This is a genomic window from Roseobacter sp. HKCCD7870 (assembly GCF_037830315.1).
Lineage (GTDB): Bacteria > Pseudomonadota > Alphaproteobacteria > Rhodobacterales > Rhodobacteraceae > M30B80.
In genome coordinates this window covers 104,083-119,929 of record NZ_JBBLYO010000002.1, presented here as the reverse complement: position 1 = coordinate 119,929, position 15,847 = coordinate 104,083, and the positions used below count along the sequence as shown (strand labels likewise).

Genomic DNA, 15,847 nt, shown 5'->3' with positions numbered 1-15,847 from the left:
CAGGGGGTGCGTTATGGCTTTGGACATGGGTGGAGAAAAAGCGCTTTCGCGCCGTGCGATGAAAGCGGAACTGTTAGACGCAGAGACGGAATTGCGGCTGGCCTATGCTTGGCGCGATCATCGCGATGAGGAAGCCTTGCACCGTCTGGTGACGGCCTATATGCGCCTTGCGATTTCCATGGCCGCGAAATTCAAGCGCTACGGCGCGCCGATGAATGACCTGATCCAAGAGGCGGGTCTGGGTTTGATGAAGGCGGCAGATAAATTTGACCCTGATCGTGGCGTGCGGTTTTCAACCTATGCCGTGTGGTGGATCAAGGCATCTATCCAAGATTACGTGATGCGCAATTGGTCGATGGTGCGCACGGGGTCTACCTCCAGCCAAAAATCACTTTTCTTCAACATGCGCCGCGTGCAGACGCGCATCGAACGCGAGGCAATGGCCGCAGGCCAAAACCTCGACAAGCATCAATTGTTGCAGATGATCGCCACAGAGGTCGGCGTGCCGCTGCATGATGTTGAGATGATGGAAGGTCGCCTTGCAGGATCTGATTATTCTTTGAACGCCACGCAATGCGTTGAGAATGAAGGACGCGAATGGATCGACACGCTTGAGGATGACAGCGAACAGGCTGCAGATTTGGTTGAGCAGGCCCACGACCGCGCGCAACTGCGCGAATGGTTGTTGAATGCCTTGTCATCATTGAACGAGCGCGAGCGGTTCATTGTGCGCGAACGCAAATTGCGGGATGAGCCGCGCACGTTGGAATCCTTGGGCGAAGAACTGGGCCTGTCCAAGGAACGTGTGCGCCAACTTGAGGCTGCCGCATTTGCCAAGATGCGCAAATCCCTTGAGGCGCAATCGCATGAGGTGACAGCATTTCTCGCGGGTTGATCCTTCACGCGCCCCTTGTGGTGATTTTTGGCTTGGCCATCTTGGCCATGACCACAAACACGCCGCAAGCGGTGGTAACAACATCCCCGATTGAGCCAATAATCGTGGCTGCCGCCCGCTAGATCAGCGTTTGCGAAGGCGTTGCAAAAGCAAGGCCCACCCCCCTGGGATCAATACAAACGACAGGGCAAATCCTGTCACAAATCCTGAAAGATCAGAGATCACGCTGCCCCAATCGCCTTGCAAGAAAGCGAATAAGATTTGAATGCCCAAAAGCATTGCAATCAGGGAAAAAGCACGCATCGGATTGTCACCTGTCCGACCCATATTGGCCCAGAGGATAAAGGTGAAGGCACCGATCAGAGCATAGACACCCGGATACCCGCCGATCAGGGGATAGGTGCTGTTTAACAAGCCCACAAAGGCCAAAGCCCCGATGATGGAACCCGCAAAGAACAGAACCAAGATCGACAGCCCTGAGAAAACCTGTGACACCATTTTGCCAATGGCCAGTATGAACACGCTGACGAACACGGCATGGATAAAACCGCCATGGATCAGCGGGTAGGTCACAAGACGCATCAGATCATTTGCGGGATAGCTGTTATTGGCAAACATCCAAGCGGCAATTTCGTGGAACACGCCATAATCCCGCACCGCGGCCATGCGCCACCCAATCCCGCCTGACCCGCCCAAAAGCCCAGCAGTGGCCAGCTGAAACATCACCTCAAGGCCAAAGATCACCACAGCTAAACCAAGAACGACTGGGTGAAGGTCGTTGAACAGGCTATTATTCTCTTGATCCATGGCTGCACCTTCGGTTGACCTTATTGCGCCTCGTGGGTAAGCGATGCGCAAGGCAAATGCCAGTATTGTGGAATGATTTTCTTCTGGCACCCAATCACAACCGCAGTAGGTCACCAATGGCTGAGACAAAATTCACACCACGCGTCTTTTCAGGCATCCAACCTTCGGGCGGGCTGACCCTTGGGAATTACTTGGGCGCGATGAAGCGTTTTGTAGATATGCAAGAGGCGGGCGGATTTCAGACCATCTATTGCATGGTGGACATGCACGCGATTACCGTTTGGCAGAACCCAAGTGACCTTACGAAAAACACCCGCGAGCTTTGTGCGGGCTTCATTGCCGCAGGGATTGATCCAGAAAAATCCATCCTCTTCAATCAAAGCCAAGTGCCTGAACATGCGCAGCTTGGGTGGTTGTTTAATTGCGTGGCCCGCATGGGATGGATGGGCCGCATGACCCAATGGAAGGACAAAGCGGGCAAAAACGCCGAAAACGCCTCGCTGGGGTTATTCGCCTATCCCGCGCTGATGGCCGCTGATATTTTGATCTATCACGCCACCCATGTGCCAGTCGGCGAAGATCAAAAACAACATTTGGAACTGACCCGCGATATTGCGGCCAAGTTCAACCATGATTTTGGGGTCGACTTCTTCCCGATCGCTGAGCCCGTGATTGAAGGGGCGGCAACACGGGTTATGAGCCTAAAAGACGGGACCAAAAAGATGTCGAAATCTGACCCTGCAGATGCAAGTCGGATCAATATGACCGATGATGCGGATGCGATTTCCAAGAAAATCCGCAAGGCGAAGACGGACCCTGATCCGCTGCCTGATGCATTGGCCGAACTGGCGGCGCGACCCGAGGCCCGCAATCTGGTCAATATCTACGCCGCTTTGGCAGAAATTGATCCGCAGGCCGTTTTGGATCAGCATCAAGGCGCGCTCTTTGGTCATTTCAAAATGGCACTGTCTGATTTGGCTGTGGCAAAACTTGCCCCAATCTCGGCGGAAATGGCGCGCCTGATGCAGGATCAGGACGAAATTGATCGTATTCTCGGTCGCGGTGCAGAACGTGCGCGCGAAATTGCAGCACCGATTTTGGCGCAGGCCTATGACATTGTCGGGATGGTGCGCAGCTAGACGCCGTTAGTGCATTTTTGCACAGAAACTCTGCGAAATGGTCAGTTTATGTGCGCGTGCTTTGGGGGCAGATTGCCCTCAAAGGAGAACATCATGACCTATACTGCACCTGACGCCTTGGCCATTGGCCATGTCCATCTGAAAGTCACCGATCTTGAGCGCTCGATCGCATTTTATAGCGATGTCTTAGGGCTAGAGCTGAAACAACGCTATGGCCGCCAAGCCGCATTTTTATCAGCTGGGGGATATCACCACCATATTGGCCTTAACACGTGGGAATCTGCGGGGGCCGGCCCCGCACCGCGGCGGGCGGCGGGTCTTTACCACGTGGCTTTCCTCTATCCTGACCGCAAAAGCCTTGGCCGTGCCCTAGCGAATGTGGTTGCCAAAGGCGTGCAGCTTGAAGGGGCGGCGGATCATGGCGTGTCGGAGGCGCTCTATCTTTCTGATCCCGATGGCAATGGGATTGAACTCTACCGCGACCGCGCGCCTGCCGATTGGCCCCGCGATGCATCAGGCGCATTGGAGATGGTCAACGCCCCGCTTGATCTAGAGGCGCTCTTGGCGGAGGCTTGACTTTTTGCTGCATTGCGGCTTGCATTTTGCAGGCGCGGCATTAATCGCGCCGCGCTTAACACTTTCTTTGTCATACCGTCATTAAGGTTTGCACGCATCCTAAGGCAGGGCGCTTTGGTGCCCTCAACCTCTGTTGGCTGATTTCGGTCGACGGTTCACACGAAACGGAGGTTCGACATGACTACGATATCGAAGAATGAAACACCGCAGTCGCCCAAATTGGGCGCAGCACCACAGGCGGCAAAGCCTGCTCAAGATCCGAAAGCTGGCCCAAAACCCGCGTCATCATCGATGGAATATCAATTGGGCTTTGCGACTGGCCCAACGGGCTGAAGCGGCCTATAGGTAGCCATGAGGAGGATCACTCATGGCAACTGGCAGCAATATAAAAACCTATTTCAACGGCGCATGGCATGATGGGGATATCCCTGTCATCCGCGCCGCTGATCATGGCGCTTGGCTTGGCTCGAATGTGTTTGACGGCGCGCGCTATGTGGACGGGCTTGCGCCAGACTTGATGGCGCATTGCGCAAGGGTCAACAGATCTGCCGAGGCGTTGATGATCACACCAAGCCATAGCCCGAAGGCCATGTATGAAATCATTTGGGAAGGATTGGCGCGCTATCCCGCGGATGCCGCCGTATATATTCGTCCCATGTATTGGGCGCTTGATGGGGGCGAATTGGGGATATTGCCAAAGGCGGGCGCAACAGGATTTGCGATCAGCCTTGAAGAAATCCCAATGCCCGACCCCAAGAAAACCGTGCGTCTGACCACCACATCCTTCCGCCGCCCCGTCTTGGCGGATAATGTGGTCAACGCAAAAGCAGGCTGCCTATACCCCAACAATGCGCGGATGCTTCTTGAGGCGAAAACCAAGGGTTTTGACAATGCACTTGTGGCCGATGCGATGGGGAATGTTGCGGAAACCGCCACCGCAAATGTTTTTATGGTGCGCGATGGGGTGGTCTATACGCCAATTCCAAATGGCACATTTTTGGCAGGCATAACACGCGCGCGCCATATCAAAAACCTGAGCGAAAATGGCATCACGGTGGTTGAAACCGTGCTCAGTTTTGATGATTTCCGCCGCGCCGATGAGGTGTTTTTGACGGGGAACTTGCAAAAAATCACCCCCGTCAGCACCTTTGACGAGATCTCCTATGAGATCGGGCCCATCAGCCAGAAAGCGCGCGATCTCTATTGGGATTGGGCGCGCAGCGAGGCGGCCTCATAAGGCATCACGCGTTTGTTGTTGAAATGGCGCGTGCAAATGCGCATCCTTTGATGCGGTGAGAGGGGATGAAAAGATGCGTAAGTTTCTGGTGGTTCTAGACGACACGCGTGAATGTCTTAACGCGATGCGCTTTGCCGCGATGCGCGCAGCCAACACCAAGGGCGCGGTTGAAATCCTCTCCATCATCCCACCTGAGGAATTCCAACACTGGATTGGCATTGGCGATTTGATGCGCGCCGAGGCGCGGGAACGGATTGAGGCACATTTCGAAGTATTTGCAAAATGGATGCGCGACCGACAGGGGATTGATCCCAGTCTCGCCATCCGTGAAGGGGAACCTGTCCAAGAAATTCTCGCGCATATTCACGATGATCCCAATATCGGTGTGTTGGTTCTTGGGGCAGGATCGGGCAAGGGTGGGCCTGGTCCATTGGTCACGCAATTGACGAAACAGGCCGGCAGTTTGCCCGCGCCGATCACCATTGTTCCAGGTGAGTTGACCAAAGAACAGCTTGAGCAAATCACCTGATTGCTAAGTTTTAGAACCATTCTAAAACTTGACTTATCGGGGGTGCCGTATCATATCAGGCTCATGCTTGCGCGCAGGAGAAAGCCCAATGTTTATTCAAACGGAATCCACCCCGAACCCAGCCACGCTGAAGTTTTTGCCAGGGCAAACCGTTCTGGACATGGGCACAGCCGATTTTCCATCGCGCGAGACGGCGGATAAATCGCCACTTGCCGCGCGCATTTTTGCGGTTGATGGCGTAACGGCTGTATTTTTTGGCACCGATTTCGTGACTGTGACCAAGGCCGATACAATCGAATGGGATCATATCAAGCCTGCCCTTCTCGGCGCGATTATGGAGCATTTCCAGTCTGGCGCGCCCGTGATGGGGGATGAGGGGCCCGCCGCAGGGGGCCATGCTGATCACAGCGGCGAGGATGCCGAGATCGTGGGTCAGATCAAAGAATTGCTCGACACCCGTGTGCGCCCTGCTGTGGCGCAAGATGGCGGCGACATTACCTTTCACGGCTTTGATCGTGGGGTAGTCTATCTGCATATGCAAGGGGCCTGCGCGGGCTGCCCCTCATCAACCTTGACCCTGAAAATGGGTATTGAAAATCTGTTGCGCCATTACATCCCCGAAGTGGTGGAAGTGCGCCCTGTCACGGTCTAATCCCCCTTGCTTTGCTTAGGGATAGACACATCGGCCGCGCATTGCGCGGCCGCTTTGGTCGACGGGGGCGCAGTCCTTGCTGCGCGGCTTGAACCGATGGCGAAAGGTCAGGCGGAACGCCTTATGCCTTTGGTCGATGAGATTTTCGCAGAAGCAGGCAAAACAGCCGCAGACTTGGGTGCCATTGGTGTCGGCATCGGGCCGGGCAATTTCACAGGCCTGCGCATTTCGGTCTCAGCCGCCCGTGGTCTTGCACTGGCCTTAGCGCGACCTGCGATTGGTGTCTCAATTTTTGAGGCGCGCCGTTATGGGATCAAAGGCCCCCTCAGCGTGATCGAAGATGCCCGCCGCGATGAGGCCTATCTGCAAAGCTTTGATGATCAGGGCCGCGCAGATGAAGCGCGGCTTGTCACCTTGATCACGCTCTCCGCTCGTGAACTGGCTCAGCAGGTCACAGGAAGTCTGGGGCCGCAAATTGCCGATGCTTATGGGCGAACCTATGTCGCCCCACCTGTCATGATTGCCACAGCAATCGCCCATATCGCCGAGGCCAAACAAGCTACAGATATGCCACTGCCGCGCCCTGCACCGCTTTATTTGCGCGCGGCCGATGCAGCCCCCGCGCGCGACTATGGGCCACGTTTGCTGTGACCCGCACCGCCACCCAAATGGCCGCCTTACACGCCCGCGCCTTTAGCAGAGGTGGCGCGTGGACGCGCAAAGATTTTGAAGAGCTGCTCGTGGCGCGCAACATGACCATCTGCCATCACGACCACGGCTTTGCCGTTTTGCGGATCGTGCCACCTGAGGCAGAAATCCTAACCATCGCGATTGACCCAAGCCATCAAGGCAAGGGATTTGGGCGCATTTTGTTGCAGGAATTGATGGCGCGTGCGCAAGAGGCGCGCGTAGAAGATATCTTTCTTGAGGTCGACAGCACCAACCATGCCGCGCGCGCCCTCTATGCATCTGCGGGGTTTGATGAGACGGGCCTACGCAAAAACTATTACCGCTACAAAAACGGCACATTTGGAGATGCGATCCTCTTGGCAAAGGCGTTTTTCTACTAATCAAAGCGGCAAGGCCTGAATTTAAGGCACATGCCATAAAGCGGTGGATAGCTGCGCGAATCTTATTGACCATTTCGCGCAAGCCCCGCTTTATAGTTGCCAATTAATAAACAGGCCCCATTGATTTCTGCCGCTTATCGGAAGCTGCAAATCGGGCTTTACACAACAGGAGACTCACAATGACAAAATCCTCACGCGCACTGAAATCTTTGATGGGCGCTGCAGCGGGCCTCGCTTTTGGCGCGACTGGCGCTTTTGCTGATCCAGCGCTGATTTTCGATCTCGGCGGCAAGTTTGACCGCTCCTTCAATGAAGCTGCATTTGGTGGTGCCGAGGCATGGGCCAGCGAAACAGGCGGCAGCTACCAAGAAATCGAATTGCAAAATGACGCACAGCGCGAACAAGCACTGCGCCGCTTTGCGGAAAACGGCTCGAACCCAATCGTGATGGCAGGCTTTGCATGGAGTTCCGTGTTAGAAGTTCTCGCCCCAGAATACTCTGACACAAAATTCGTCATCATCGATGGCGTTGTCGATGCCCCAAATGTGCAATCAGTCATTTTCCGCGAGCATGAAGGCAGCTATTTGGTTGGCATGTTGGCGGCCATGGCCTCGGAAAGCGGCACTGTTGGTTTTATCGGTGGCATGGACATTCCTTTGATCTCTCGTTTTGCCTGTGGCTATGCCCAAGGTGCCGTGGCGGCCAACGCAGATGTGACTGTTCTGTCCAATATGACCGGCACCACGCCTGACGCGTGGAACGATCCTGTGCGTGGTGGTGAATTGACCCGTGGTCAGATTGATCGTGGTGCTGATGTGATCTACGCAGCCGCCGGCGGCACAGGTGTGGGCGTATTGCAAACCGCAACCGATGCTGGTGTCTACTCTATCGGTGTGGACAGCAACCAAAACCACCTGCACCCTGGTTCGGTTCTGACCTCGATGCTTAAACGCGTTGACGTTGCCGTTTATAACGCATTCAGCGCAGGCGAAAACGTTCAGCCAGGTTTGGTTGTGTTGGGCTTGGCCGAAGATGGCGTAGGCTATGCGTTGGACGAAAATAACGCGGCTCTGATCTCCCCTGAAATGCAGGCCGCTGTTGACACTGCGCGTGAGGCGATCATTGCAGGTGAGATTGCAGTTCATAACTACACCGATGACGGCAGCTGCCCCGTGCAGATGCAATAACGACACGCGCGCAATTTGCGCGTGACAGATGCGGGGGCGAAGCGGATCATACCCTCTTCGCCCCTCTCGCATTGCACCAAAAAGCAAGGACACCCTATGACCTCCGCACCCGCCATTGAATTGAGAGGGATTTCAAAATCCTTCGGGCCTGTGCAGGCCAACAAAGATATTTCTTTGACAGTTGCGCGCGGCACGATCCACGGGATTGTGGGGGAAAATGGCGCGGGCAAATCCACGCTGATGTCCATTCTTTATGGGTTCTACCGCGCAGATCGGGGTGAGATCTTCATCAATGGCCGCGCGGTCGAGATCACCGACAGCCAAGCCGCCATCGCGGCGGGTATTGGGATGGTGCACCAACATTTCAAATTGGTTGAGAATTTCACAGTTCTGGAAAACATCATCCTTGGCGCAGAGGAACGCGGGCTTTTGCACGGCTCGATTGCCAAAGCCCGCAAAGCGCTGGCGGATCTTTCCGAGACATATGGGCTCAAGGTTGATGGCGATGCGGTGATTGAGGATTTATCGGTCGGCCATTTGCAGCGGGTTGAAATTCTCAAACAGCTGTATCGCGAAGCGGATATTTTGATTTTGGACGAGCCTACAGGAGTGTTGACCCCTGCAGAGGCAGACCAACTGTTTCGGATTTTGGGCCGCCTTCGCAAAGAAGGGAAAACCATCATCCTGATCACCCATAAATTGCGCGAGATCATGGAGATTACAGACACTGTCAGCGTGATGCGCCGTGGCGAGATGACCGCCACTGTCAAAACCGCAGACACCACGCCTGAGGGTTTGGCTGAACTGATGGTAGGGCGCAAAGTTCTACTGCGAGTCGAAAAAGAACCCGCGCGCCCCAAGGACATCGTGCTAGAGGTGCAAAACCTGTCTTTCGTGGATGCAAGCGGCGTGGCGCGCCTGAAGGATATCAACCTAGAACTGCGCGCAGGCGAAATTCTGGGGATCGCGGGCGTGGCAGGCAATGGCCAATCCGAGCTTTTGGAGATTCTGGGCGGTATGCGCCATGCAAGCGCGGGCGCAGCCCTCTATAAATCCGCACCTCTGCCCCTATCTGGCGCCACTGCAAATGGCCGCGCGCGGCGGCAAATGGGTATTGCCCATATCCCCGAAGATCGCCAAACCGCAGGGCTGATTATGCCCTTTATGGCATGGGAAAATATTGCCTTTGGCTATCATGAACGCGCAGCCTATCAGGCGGGTGCGACCTTGATGGACAATGCCGCAATCCAAAAAGATTGCGCCGAGAAAATGGCGCAATTCGATATTCGTCCACCTGACATTATGTTGCCTGCGCGCAATTTCTCGGGCGGCAATCAACAAAAAATCGTGGTCGCGCGCGAGATGGCCCATACGCCCGATCTGCTGCTGATTGGGCAACCGACCCGCGGTATCGATATTGGTGCGATTGAATTCATCCATCGTCAGATCATTGCCTTGCGTGATCAGGGCTGTGCCATTCTTTTGGTTTCGGTCGAATTGGACGAGATCATGGGGCTCGCCGATCGGGTCGCGGTGATGTTTGACGGCCAAATCATGGGCGAGCGCGATGCCGCCAAAACCGATGAGGCGGAACTGGGCCTGTTGATGGCAGGCCTCACAAAAGGGGCCGCGTGATGGAGCGTATGCCAAAATGGGCCGATATTTTTCTGGTTCCAGTCATCAGCATTTTTTTGGCGCTGATTGTTTCAGGGCTTGTGGTCACGGCAATCGGTGAAAACCCATTTCACGCGATGGCGGTGATGGTGCAAGGCGCAGTGGGTTCCGCTTATGGGTGGGGGTATACCCTGTTCTACGCCACCAATTTCATCTTCACAGGGCTTGCGGTGGCGGTGGCCTTTCATGCGCGCCTGTTCAATATCGGCGGTGAAGGTCAGGCCACATTGGGCGGGCTTGGGGTGGCGGTAATCTGCCTCTCTGTCGCTTGGCCCCATTGGAGTATCGCATTGCTCGCTGCAACCTTATCCGCCGCCGCCTTTGGCGCGGTTTGGGCGCTTATCCCTGCATGGTTGCAGGCCAAACGCGGCAGCCATGTGGTGATCACCACAATCATGTTTAACTTCATCGCGGCCGCTTTGTTGGTTTACCTCTTGGTCAATGTGTTCCGCGTGCCTGGATCCATGGCACCAGAAACCGCGCGCTTTGCTGAGGCTGTGCATTTGCCAAATGCCTCGCAATTCGCAGGTTTTGTAGGCTTTCGCCCCTCAACCCCGCTGAACGTAACCTTCTTTGTCGCGCTCTTAGCCGCTTTTGCAGTTTGGGTTCTGATTTGGCGCACGCGACTTGGCTATGAGATCCGCGCCTTTGGTCATTCGGAACGGGCAGCGATTTACGCAGGGATTTCGCCTGTGCGGATTATCATCGTCACCATGCTGATCTCGGGCGCGCTTGCAGGGCTAATGGCGATTAACTCGGTTATGGGCGAGGCTGAAAGACTGGTTATCAGCAGCGTACAAGGCGCGGGCTTTGTGGGGATCGCCGTGGCCCTCATGGGGCGTTCTCATCCGATCGGTGTTTGTTTGGCGGCCTTACTTTTTGGCGCACTCTATCAAGGAGGGTCGGAACTAGAATTCGTCATCCCCGCAATCAGCCGTGAAATGATCGTGGTCATCCAAGCCTTGGTCATCTTATTCACGGGGGCCTTGGACACGATGGTGCGTCTCCCCCTTGAGGCATTTTTTGCGCGCACGCGCACCCGTCAAGCGGGGGATATGTGATGGATTACGCAACGATCCTGCAAATTTTGGACAGCTCAATCCGTCTTGGCACCCCTCTCCTTTTGGCCTGTCTTGCAGGGCTTTACTCTGAGCGTGCAGGCGTGTTCGACATTGGCCTTGAGGGAAAAATGTTGGTCGCGGCTTTCTTCTCAGCAGCGATTGCCTTTGTGACAGGCAGTGTCTGGATTGGTCTTGCGGCGGGGATTGTCGCCTCTAGCCTGTTGGCGGCCTTGCATGGCTTGGCATCAATCACCTTTCGCGGCAATCAGCTGATCTCAGGTGTGGCGATTAACTTCCTAGCCGCAGGCCTAACCGTGGTCATTTCGCAGACATGGTTCGCCCAAGGTGGGCGCACGCCCGCATTGACGGGCAATGCGCGCTTTAGCGAAATCACTTTGCCCTTTACCGAAACGTTGGGACAAATCCCCTATCTCGGCCCACTTTATGCTGAGGTGATCTCTGGTCATTCGATCTTGGTGTATGTGGCCCTAGCGCTTGTTCCCGCCACGGCGTGGCTGCTTTATGCCACGCGGCTTGGTCTGCGCTTGCGTGCAGTTGGGGAAAACCCCGCCGCCGTTGATACAGCGGGCATCTCTGTGTCCGCGATGCGCTATAGCGCGGTTTTGATCTGCGGGTTGCTCTGTGGTCTTGCGGGGGCATATCTGGCCACTGGGCTGTCTGCGGGCTTTGTCAAAGACATGAGTGCAGGTCGAGGCTTTATCGCACTGGCGGCACTGATCTTCGCAAAATGGCGACCATGGTATGCGCTATCCGCCTGCTTCCTGTTTGGCCTGCTCGATGCTGTTGGCAACCGCTATCAGAATATCGACATCGCAGGACTCGTGATCCCCGTCCAATTCATGCAGGCCTTGCCCTATATTCTGACAGTTGTAATTTTGGCGGGGTTCGTGGGGCGTGCAATCCCCCCCCGCGCGGGAGGCGAGCCTTATGTCAAAGAACGTTGAAGCCCTCATCAGACAGATACAATCCCTTGCAGGGGACACACCGCCTGAACTCGGCCTGATCCTTGGTTCGGGCCTTGGCCATTTGGTCGATATGGTTGAGGGGGTCAAAATCCCCTACAGCGATCTTGCGGGATTTCCCCATGCAAGCGTGTCAGGGCATTCGCCCCAACTGGCGATAGGTCAGCTTGAGGGGCGGCGCGTTTTCATTTTCGGGGGCCGTGTTCACTATTATGAACAAGGCCAAGCTGATGCAATGCGCCTGCCCCTTGAGGTGTTCAAGGCGCTTGGCGGCTCAAAACTGTTGATCACCAATGCCGCAGGCTCCCTTACGCCCGAGTGCCGCCTTGGCGATGTGATGCTGATCAATGATCATATCAATTTCTCGGGCCGCAACCCGTTGATCGGTGTTGAGGACGATGCGCGCTTTGTGCCCATGAAAGACGCCTATAACCCCGTGATCCGTGACGCGTTGCGCAGGGCTGCTGTGTCCGAAGGCATCGACCTGCCAGAGGGGGTTTATGCGTGGTATTCTGGCCCCTCATTCGAAACGCCCGCCGAAATTCGCGCAATCCGCATTCTTGGCGCAGATGCAGTGGGAATGTCGACTGTGCCCGAAGTCATCTTGTGTCGCTTTTTAGGTCTTGAGGTCGCGGCGGTATCGGTCATCACAAACATGGCAGCGGGCCTGTCTGATGAAGCCATCAGCCATGCGCATACAAAGGCCATGGCCCCCTTGGGTGCGCAGAAATTCGAAAGCCTTTTGCGGCACTATCTCAAAAATGGTTAAAGAAATTTAACTTTTCCCGACTGTCTGCCTGTGCTGTAAGGGGATAAGAGTGATGAACGGCCTCCTTTATGCAAATCTATCTGCCCATCGCCGAAGTCAGTGTTGACGCTTTTGCCATTCTCGGGATTGGCGGATTGGTTGGCATATTGTCAGGTATGTTTGGGGTCGGGGGCGGCTTTTTGATCACGCCTTTGCTGTTTTTCATCGGCATCCCCCCCGCCGTGGCGGTTGCCACATCCGCCAGTCAGGTCGTGGCGTCATCCGTTTCAGGCGTGATGGCCCATCTTAAGCGGCGCACAGTTGATTTGCGCATGGGTGTGGTTTTGCTGATTGGCGGCTTGATCGGCGCGGGCGCAGGTGTGCAGCTTTTCGCGATTTTGCGCGCCATGGGTCAGGTCGATCTGGTGGTGCAGATTTCCTACGTGGTGTTCTTGGGCATTATCGGCAGCATGATTTTTGTTGAAAGCCTACGCGCCTTGCGCAAAAGTCGCCATGGCACAGCCCCAAAGCGGCGCAAACATAACTGGGTTCACGCCCTTCCCTTCAAGATGAAATTCCGTGTTTCGGGGCTGTATATATCGGTAATCCCCCCACTTATTGCAGGGGCGTTTGTCGGGCTTTTGGCGGCCATCATGGGGGTCGGTGGCGGGTTCATTATGGTGCCTGTCATGATCTATCTCTTGGGAATGCCCACCAAAGTTGTGGTTGGCACATCCCTGTTCCAGATTATTTTTGTCACTGGCTTTGCCACTGTGATGCATGCCGCAACGAACCGCACGGTCGATATTGTTTTGGCGATTGTTCTTTTGGTGGGCGGCGCGATTGGCGCGCAAATCGGGACGCAGATCGGCACAAAATTACGGGCCGAGCAATTGCGGATTTTATTGGCAAGCCTCGTTTTGATCGTCTGTGCAAAACTGGCTTTTGATCTCTTGGTCGAACCCGCCGAGCTCTATTCCATCTCCTACCAAGCGGGGGTGGGGCTATGAGAATGCTTATCGCAATCTTCGTTTATCTGTCCACGCTTCTGCCAGTCTGGGCTGAAGATGTGGTGGCAGGGGTCAGCCAAGACAGCATCTCGATTACGACCAATTTCTCTGGTTCCGAAATTTTGATTTTTGGCGCTGTGCGGCGCGAAGCGCCCATTGCACGCGATACAGACCTTGAAGTCGTGGTAACTGTTGCAGGCCCAAGCCGCCCTATCACAATGCGGCGTAAGGAACGCTTTGGTGGGATTTGGATCAACCGCGCCTTTGCGCATATCGATGCTGCGCCAACATTTTATGCTGTCGCCACCAGCGCCCCCTATCGTGACGCGATTAGCAGTGTGTCTGATGTGCTTTATAGCATCTCTCTGCCGCGTGCGTTTCGCAATGCCGCCGGCGGCGCAGATCATGCCAGTGGGTTCCTCGAAGCCCTAGCCCGTCTGCGCGCCGAAGAAGGCCTCTATCAGATCAATGAAAACAGTGTCGATCTGCGGGAAGACACCCTATTCTCGACCTCTATCGCCCTGCCCGCAAATTTGGTTGAGGGCGATTACTTGGTGCGCATTTTCCTGACCCGTGAAGGGCGCGTCATCAGTGCACATGAAAACACGATTGCCGTTCGCAAAGTCGGGATTGAGCGCGCAGCCTATCGTCTCGCCAATGAACAGCCGCTGCTTTACGGGTTTTTGGCGCTCTTCATCGCCATTGCCGTGGGGTGGCTTGTCTCCGCTCTATTCCGCATGATCCGGGCCTAATTGGGCATCTAAGACCAAAGGCGCGCTTGGCACCTCCAGATCACCGACCCCAAGCGGGCTTTTGGGCTTTGACAGCATATAGCGCGTCACCCAAATCAAGCGGTTCTCGGCCCGCGTAATCGCCACATAGGCCAAGCGCTTCCACAATGGTTGTCCCGCTTCGACACGGCCCATGCGGCTTGCCGCGTAAAGATCAGGGGCAAAGACCTGCGCATCGGGCCATTGGCTACCTTGTGCCTTATGGATCGTCACCGCAGCCCCATGCAAAAACGCGGCCCCCATATGGGCGGCATAGGGGATGAATGGTTCCTCCTCATCGGGCAGTTCAATTTTCACGATAGAGGCGGCCGAAAGGCGCGGCGCCTCGGCCCCTATGACATGCAAGCGCGAAAACCCAGGTTTTGAGCCTGGCCCAACATAGACAACCTGCGCCCCCTTAATCAGACCGCGCGCCTCAAGATCAATGCGCTTCTTGCGATGCTTCAGCGGCAATTCAATCCCATCACAAATCAGAGGTTCGCCAGGCAATAGCGCATCAGAGGGCGCGCCATGCACCGATCGGAAGCCCGTGATCAATCGCACCCGTGTGGTATTGCGCCAAACCAAAACGGGGCTGCGGGCCATCAAATCACTATCAGCGCGCGGCGAAACAACCACGCGCTCATCCCGCGCGGCCGCCTGCTCAATCATCCGTTCAAATTGCTCGAACTCAAGCGCGGGATCCCCCAAGGCATGGGCCAGATCAAGGATCGGGTTATCTGCATCTTGGCGATGGATACGGCCCAAGGAAAAAACCGCTTTTTGGTTGATCTGCTCGAACACCATTTTGCCTGACTGCCCCACGGGCGCCAATTGGGCGGGATCGCCGAACAGAACAAGCGCGGGAAATATCTCGCGCAAATCCGCGAATTGCTTATCATCCAACATGCTGGCCTCATCGACCAGACCGATATCCAACGGCTCCTCTCGCCGTTTCCAGCCTGTGATGAAATCTGATCCCCGCAACCCCGCTGCAGCCAAGGCTGCAGGAACCGATTTATGGGTTTCATAGGTCAGGCGCGCGCGCTCGAGCGCCTCATCACTCAGGGCTTCAATCTGCGGCCTTTCCCCCTGCCCTGTAAGCCATTCTGCGACCTTTTCAAATTCAGGGTCATAAACAGGCGTATACAGAATACGGTGGATCGTTGTGGCTGGCACCCCGCGCATGCGCAAAACGCTTGCGGCTTTATTGGTGGGGGCAAGGATTGCAGCAGACCTGCGGTCTTTTCGGCGGCGTGGCTCGAAATCACCTGTGATCAGGTCGACCCCGGCGGTTTCAAGACCTTTTACCAAGGCCGATAGTAGCATCGTTTTCCCAGAGCCCGCTTTTCCCGTAATCGCCAGAACGCCTGATTGGCCATCTGAGATTGGGGTGATCGTCTCGGCTTCAATGTCCACACCATGCCCCGCCAACATGGCGGCAACACTATCAAAGGCCTCGGCCTGATCGGAGGAGAAGGTCAACGCAGACATGGGCGCACCCTAACG

Annotated in this window: 17 protein-coding genes; 15 read left to right on the top strand and 2 right to left on the bottom strand. The window is 55.5% G+C overall.

The genetic code is table 11. The annotated features are described in order from the left end of the window. Positions 1-13: 13 nt before the first annotated feature. Positions 14-895, top strand: coding sequence for an RNA polymerase factor sigma-32 (locus AAC637_RS08975; protein WP_340303265.1), 882 nt, complete (start codon positions 14-16; stop codon positions 893-895). A gap of 123 nt (positions 896-1,018) precedes the next feature. Here the strand turns inward: AAC637_RS08975 and AAC637_RS08970 are convergent, their stop codons facing one another. Beyond that, positions 1,019-1,702: a rhomboid family intramembrane serine protease gene (locus AAC637_RS08970; protein ID WP_340303264.1), complete on the bottom strand. Its 684-nt coding sequence runs from the start codon at positions 1,700-1,702 to the stop codon at positions 1,019-1,021. 116 nt (positions 1,703-1,818) lie between these two features. Here AAC637_RS08970 and trpS point away from each other — a divergent pair, with 116 nt between their 5' ends. The 14 genes from trpS (at position 1,819) to AAC637_RS08900 (ending at position 14,320) form a co-directional block, all read left to right on the top strand. Next, the gene (gene trpS / locus AAC637_RS08965; protein WP_340303263.1) at positions 1,819-2,841 is read left to right on the top strand and encodes a tryptophan--tRNA ligase; all 1,023 of its coding nucleotides are present in this window, start codon (positions 1,819-1,821) and stop codon (positions 2,839-2,841) included. A gap of 93 nt (positions 2,842-2,934) precedes the next feature. Beyond that, positions 2,935-3,417, top strand: coding sequence for a VOC family protein (locus tag AAC637_RS08960; RefSeq protein WP_340303262.1), 483 nt, complete (start codon positions 2,935-2,937; stop codon positions 3,415-3,417). A 367-nt stretch (positions 3,418-3,784) separates the two neighbouring features. Further along, the gene (locus tag AAC637_RS08955) at positions 3,785-4,654 is read left to right on the top strand and encodes a branched-chain amino acid aminotransferase (protein ID WP_340303261.1); all 870 of its coding nucleotides are present in this window, start codon (positions 3,785-3,787) and stop codon (positions 4,652-4,654) included. A gap of 73 nt (positions 4,655-4,727) precedes the next feature. Then, complete coding sequence (locus tag AAC637_RS08950) at positions 4,728-5,183, top strand: universal stress protein (RefSeq protein WP_317655687.1); 456 nt, start codon at positions 4,728-4,730, stop codon at positions 5,181-5,183. 88 nt (positions 5,184-5,271) lie between these two features. Beyond that, entirely contained in the window at positions 5,272-5,835 is a 564-nt protein-coding gene (locus AAC637_RS08945) for a NifU family protein (protein ID WP_317655688.1), read from the top strand. Positions 5,836-5,841: 6 nt separating this feature from the next. Then, positions 5,842-6,486, top strand: a complete 645-nt coding sequence (tsaB, locus tag AAC637_RS08940; protein WP_340303260.1) for a tRNA (adenosine(37)-N6)-threonylcarbamoyltransferase complex dimerization subunit type 1 TsaB — start codon at positions 5,842-5,844, stop codon at positions 6,484-6,486. Then, the gene (rimI, locus tag AAC637_RS08935) at positions 6,483-6,905 is read left to right on the top strand and encodes a ribosomal protein S18-alanine N-acetyltransferase (RefSeq protein WP_340303259.1); all 423 of its coding nucleotides are present in this window, start codon (positions 6,483-6,485) and stop codon (positions 6,903-6,905) included. The genes tsaB and rimI overlap by 4 nt, the downstream gene beginning before the upstream one ends. A 179-nt stretch (positions 6,906-7,084) precedes the next feature. Next, positions 7,085-8,092: a BMP family lipoprotein gene (locus AAC637_RS08930; RefSeq protein WP_340303258.1), complete on the top strand. Its 1,008-nt coding sequence runs from the start codon at positions 7,085-7,087 to the stop codon at positions 8,090-8,092. A gap of 96 nt (positions 8,093-8,188) precedes the next feature. Then, a complete protein-coding gene (locus tag AAC637_RS08925; protein WP_340303257.1) occupies positions 8,189-9,727 on the top strand; it encodes an ABC transporter ATP-binding protein in 1,539 nt (512 codons plus the stop codon). After that, positions 9,727-10,827 (top strand): ABC transporter permease, encoded by a 1,101-nt coding sequence (locus AAC637_RS08920; RefSeq protein ID WP_340303256.1) that lies wholly within the window; start codon positions 9,727-9,729, stop codon positions 10,825-10,827. The genes AAC637_RS08925 and AAC637_RS08920 overlap by 1 nt, the downstream gene beginning before the upstream one ends. After that, a complete protein-coding gene (locus AAC637_RS08915; RefSeq protein WP_340303255.1) occupies positions 10,827-11,792 on the top strand; it encodes an ABC transporter permease in 966 nt (321 codons plus the stop codon). Before AAC637_RS08920 ends, AAC637_RS08915 begins: the two co-directional genes overlap by 1 nt. Further along, complete coding sequence (locus tag AAC637_RS08910; protein WP_340303254.1) at positions 11,776-12,579, top strand: purine-nucleoside phosphorylase; 804 nt, start codon at positions 11,776-11,778, stop codon at positions 12,577-12,579. Before AAC637_RS08915 ends, AAC637_RS08910 begins: the two co-directional genes overlap by 17 nt. Positions 12,580-12,647: 68 nt before the next feature. Continuing rightward, entirely contained in the window at positions 12,648-13,568 is a 921-nt protein-coding gene (locus tag AAC637_RS08905) for a sulfite exporter TauE/SafE family protein (RefSeq protein ID WP_340303253.1), read from the top strand. A gap of 2 nt (positions 13,569-13,570) precedes the next feature. Then, positions 13,571-14,320, top strand: coding sequence for a TIGR02186 family protein (locus AAC637_RS08900; RefSeq protein WP_340303252.1), 750 nt, complete (start codon positions 13,571-13,573; stop codon positions 14,318-14,320). On the opposite strand, the gene AAC637_RS08895 is transcribed toward AAC637_RS08900, so the two are convergent. Continuing rightward, the gene (locus AAC637_RS08895) at positions 14,297-15,832 is read right to left on the bottom strand and encodes an ATP-dependent DNA helicase (RefSeq protein WP_340303251.1); all 1,536 of its coding nucleotides are present in this window, start codon (positions 15,830-15,832) and stop codon (positions 14,297-14,299) included. The two genes, AAC637_RS08900 and AAC637_RS08895, sit on opposite strands and share 24 nt — an antisense overlap. Positions 15,833-15,847 lie beyond the last annotated feature (15 nt).

Excerpts from the sequence above, each read along its gene's own strand:
- AAC637_RS08975 (WP_340303265.1), top strand. The coding sequence starts at position 14 with ATGGCTTTGGACATGGGTGGAGAAAAAGCGCTTTCGCGCCGTGCGATG.
- AAC637_RS08970 (WP_340303264.1), bottom strand. The coding sequence starts at position 1,702 with ATGGATCAAGAGAATAATAGCCTGTTCAACGACCTTCACCCAGTCGTT.
- trpS (WP_340303263.1), top strand. The coding sequence starts at position 1,819 with ATGGCTGAGACAAAATTCACACCACGCGTCTTTTCAGGCATCCAACCT.
- AAC637_RS08960 (WP_340303262.1), top strand. The coding sequence starts at position 2,935 with ATGACCTATACTGCACCTGACGCCTTGGCCATTGGCCATGTCCATCTG.
- AAC637_RS08955 (WP_340303261.1), top strand. The coding sequence starts at position 3,785 with ATGGCAACTGGCAGCAATATAAAAACCTATTTCAACGGCGCATGGCAT.
- AAC637_RS08950 (WP_317655687.1), top strand. The coding sequence starts at position 4,728 with ATGCGTAAGTTTCTGGTGGTTCTAGACGACACGCGTGAATGTCTTAAC.
- AAC637_RS08945 (WP_317655688.1), top strand. The coding sequence starts at position 5,272 with ATGTTTATTCAAACGGAATCCACCCCGAACCCAGCCACGCTGAAGTTT.
- AAC637_RS08930 (WP_340303258.1), top strand. The coding sequence starts at position 7,085 with ATGACAAAATCCTCACGCGCACTGAAATCTTTGATGGGCGCTGCAGCG.
- AAC637_RS08925 (WP_340303257.1), top strand. The coding sequence starts at position 8,189 with ATGACCTCCGCACCCGCCATTGAATTGAGAGGGATTTCAAAATCCTTC.
- AAC637_RS08920 (WP_340303256.1), top strand. The coding sequence starts at position 9,727 with ATGGAGCGTATGCCAAAATGGGCCGATATTTTTCTGGTTCCAGTCATC.
- AAC637_RS08915 (WP_340303255.1), top strand. The coding sequence starts at position 10,827 with ATGGATTACGCAACGATCCTGCAAATTTTGGACAGCTCAATCCGTCTT.
- AAC637_RS08910 (WP_340303254.1), top strand. The coding sequence starts at position 11,776 with ATGTCAAAGAACGTTGAAGCCCTCATCAGACAGATACAATCCCTTGCA.
- AAC637_RS08905 (WP_340303253.1), top strand. The coding sequence starts at position 12,648 with ATGCAAATCTATCTGCCCATCGCCGAAGTCAGTGTTGACGCTTTTGCC.
- AAC637_RS08900 (WP_340303252.1), top strand. The coding sequence starts at position 13,571 with ATGCTTATCGCAATCTTCGTTTATCTGTCCACGCTTCTGCCAGTCTGG.
- AAC637_RS08895 (WP_340303251.1), bottom strand. The coding sequence starts at position 15,832 with ATGTCTGCGTTGACCTTCTCCTCCGATCAGGCCGAGGCCTTTGATAGT.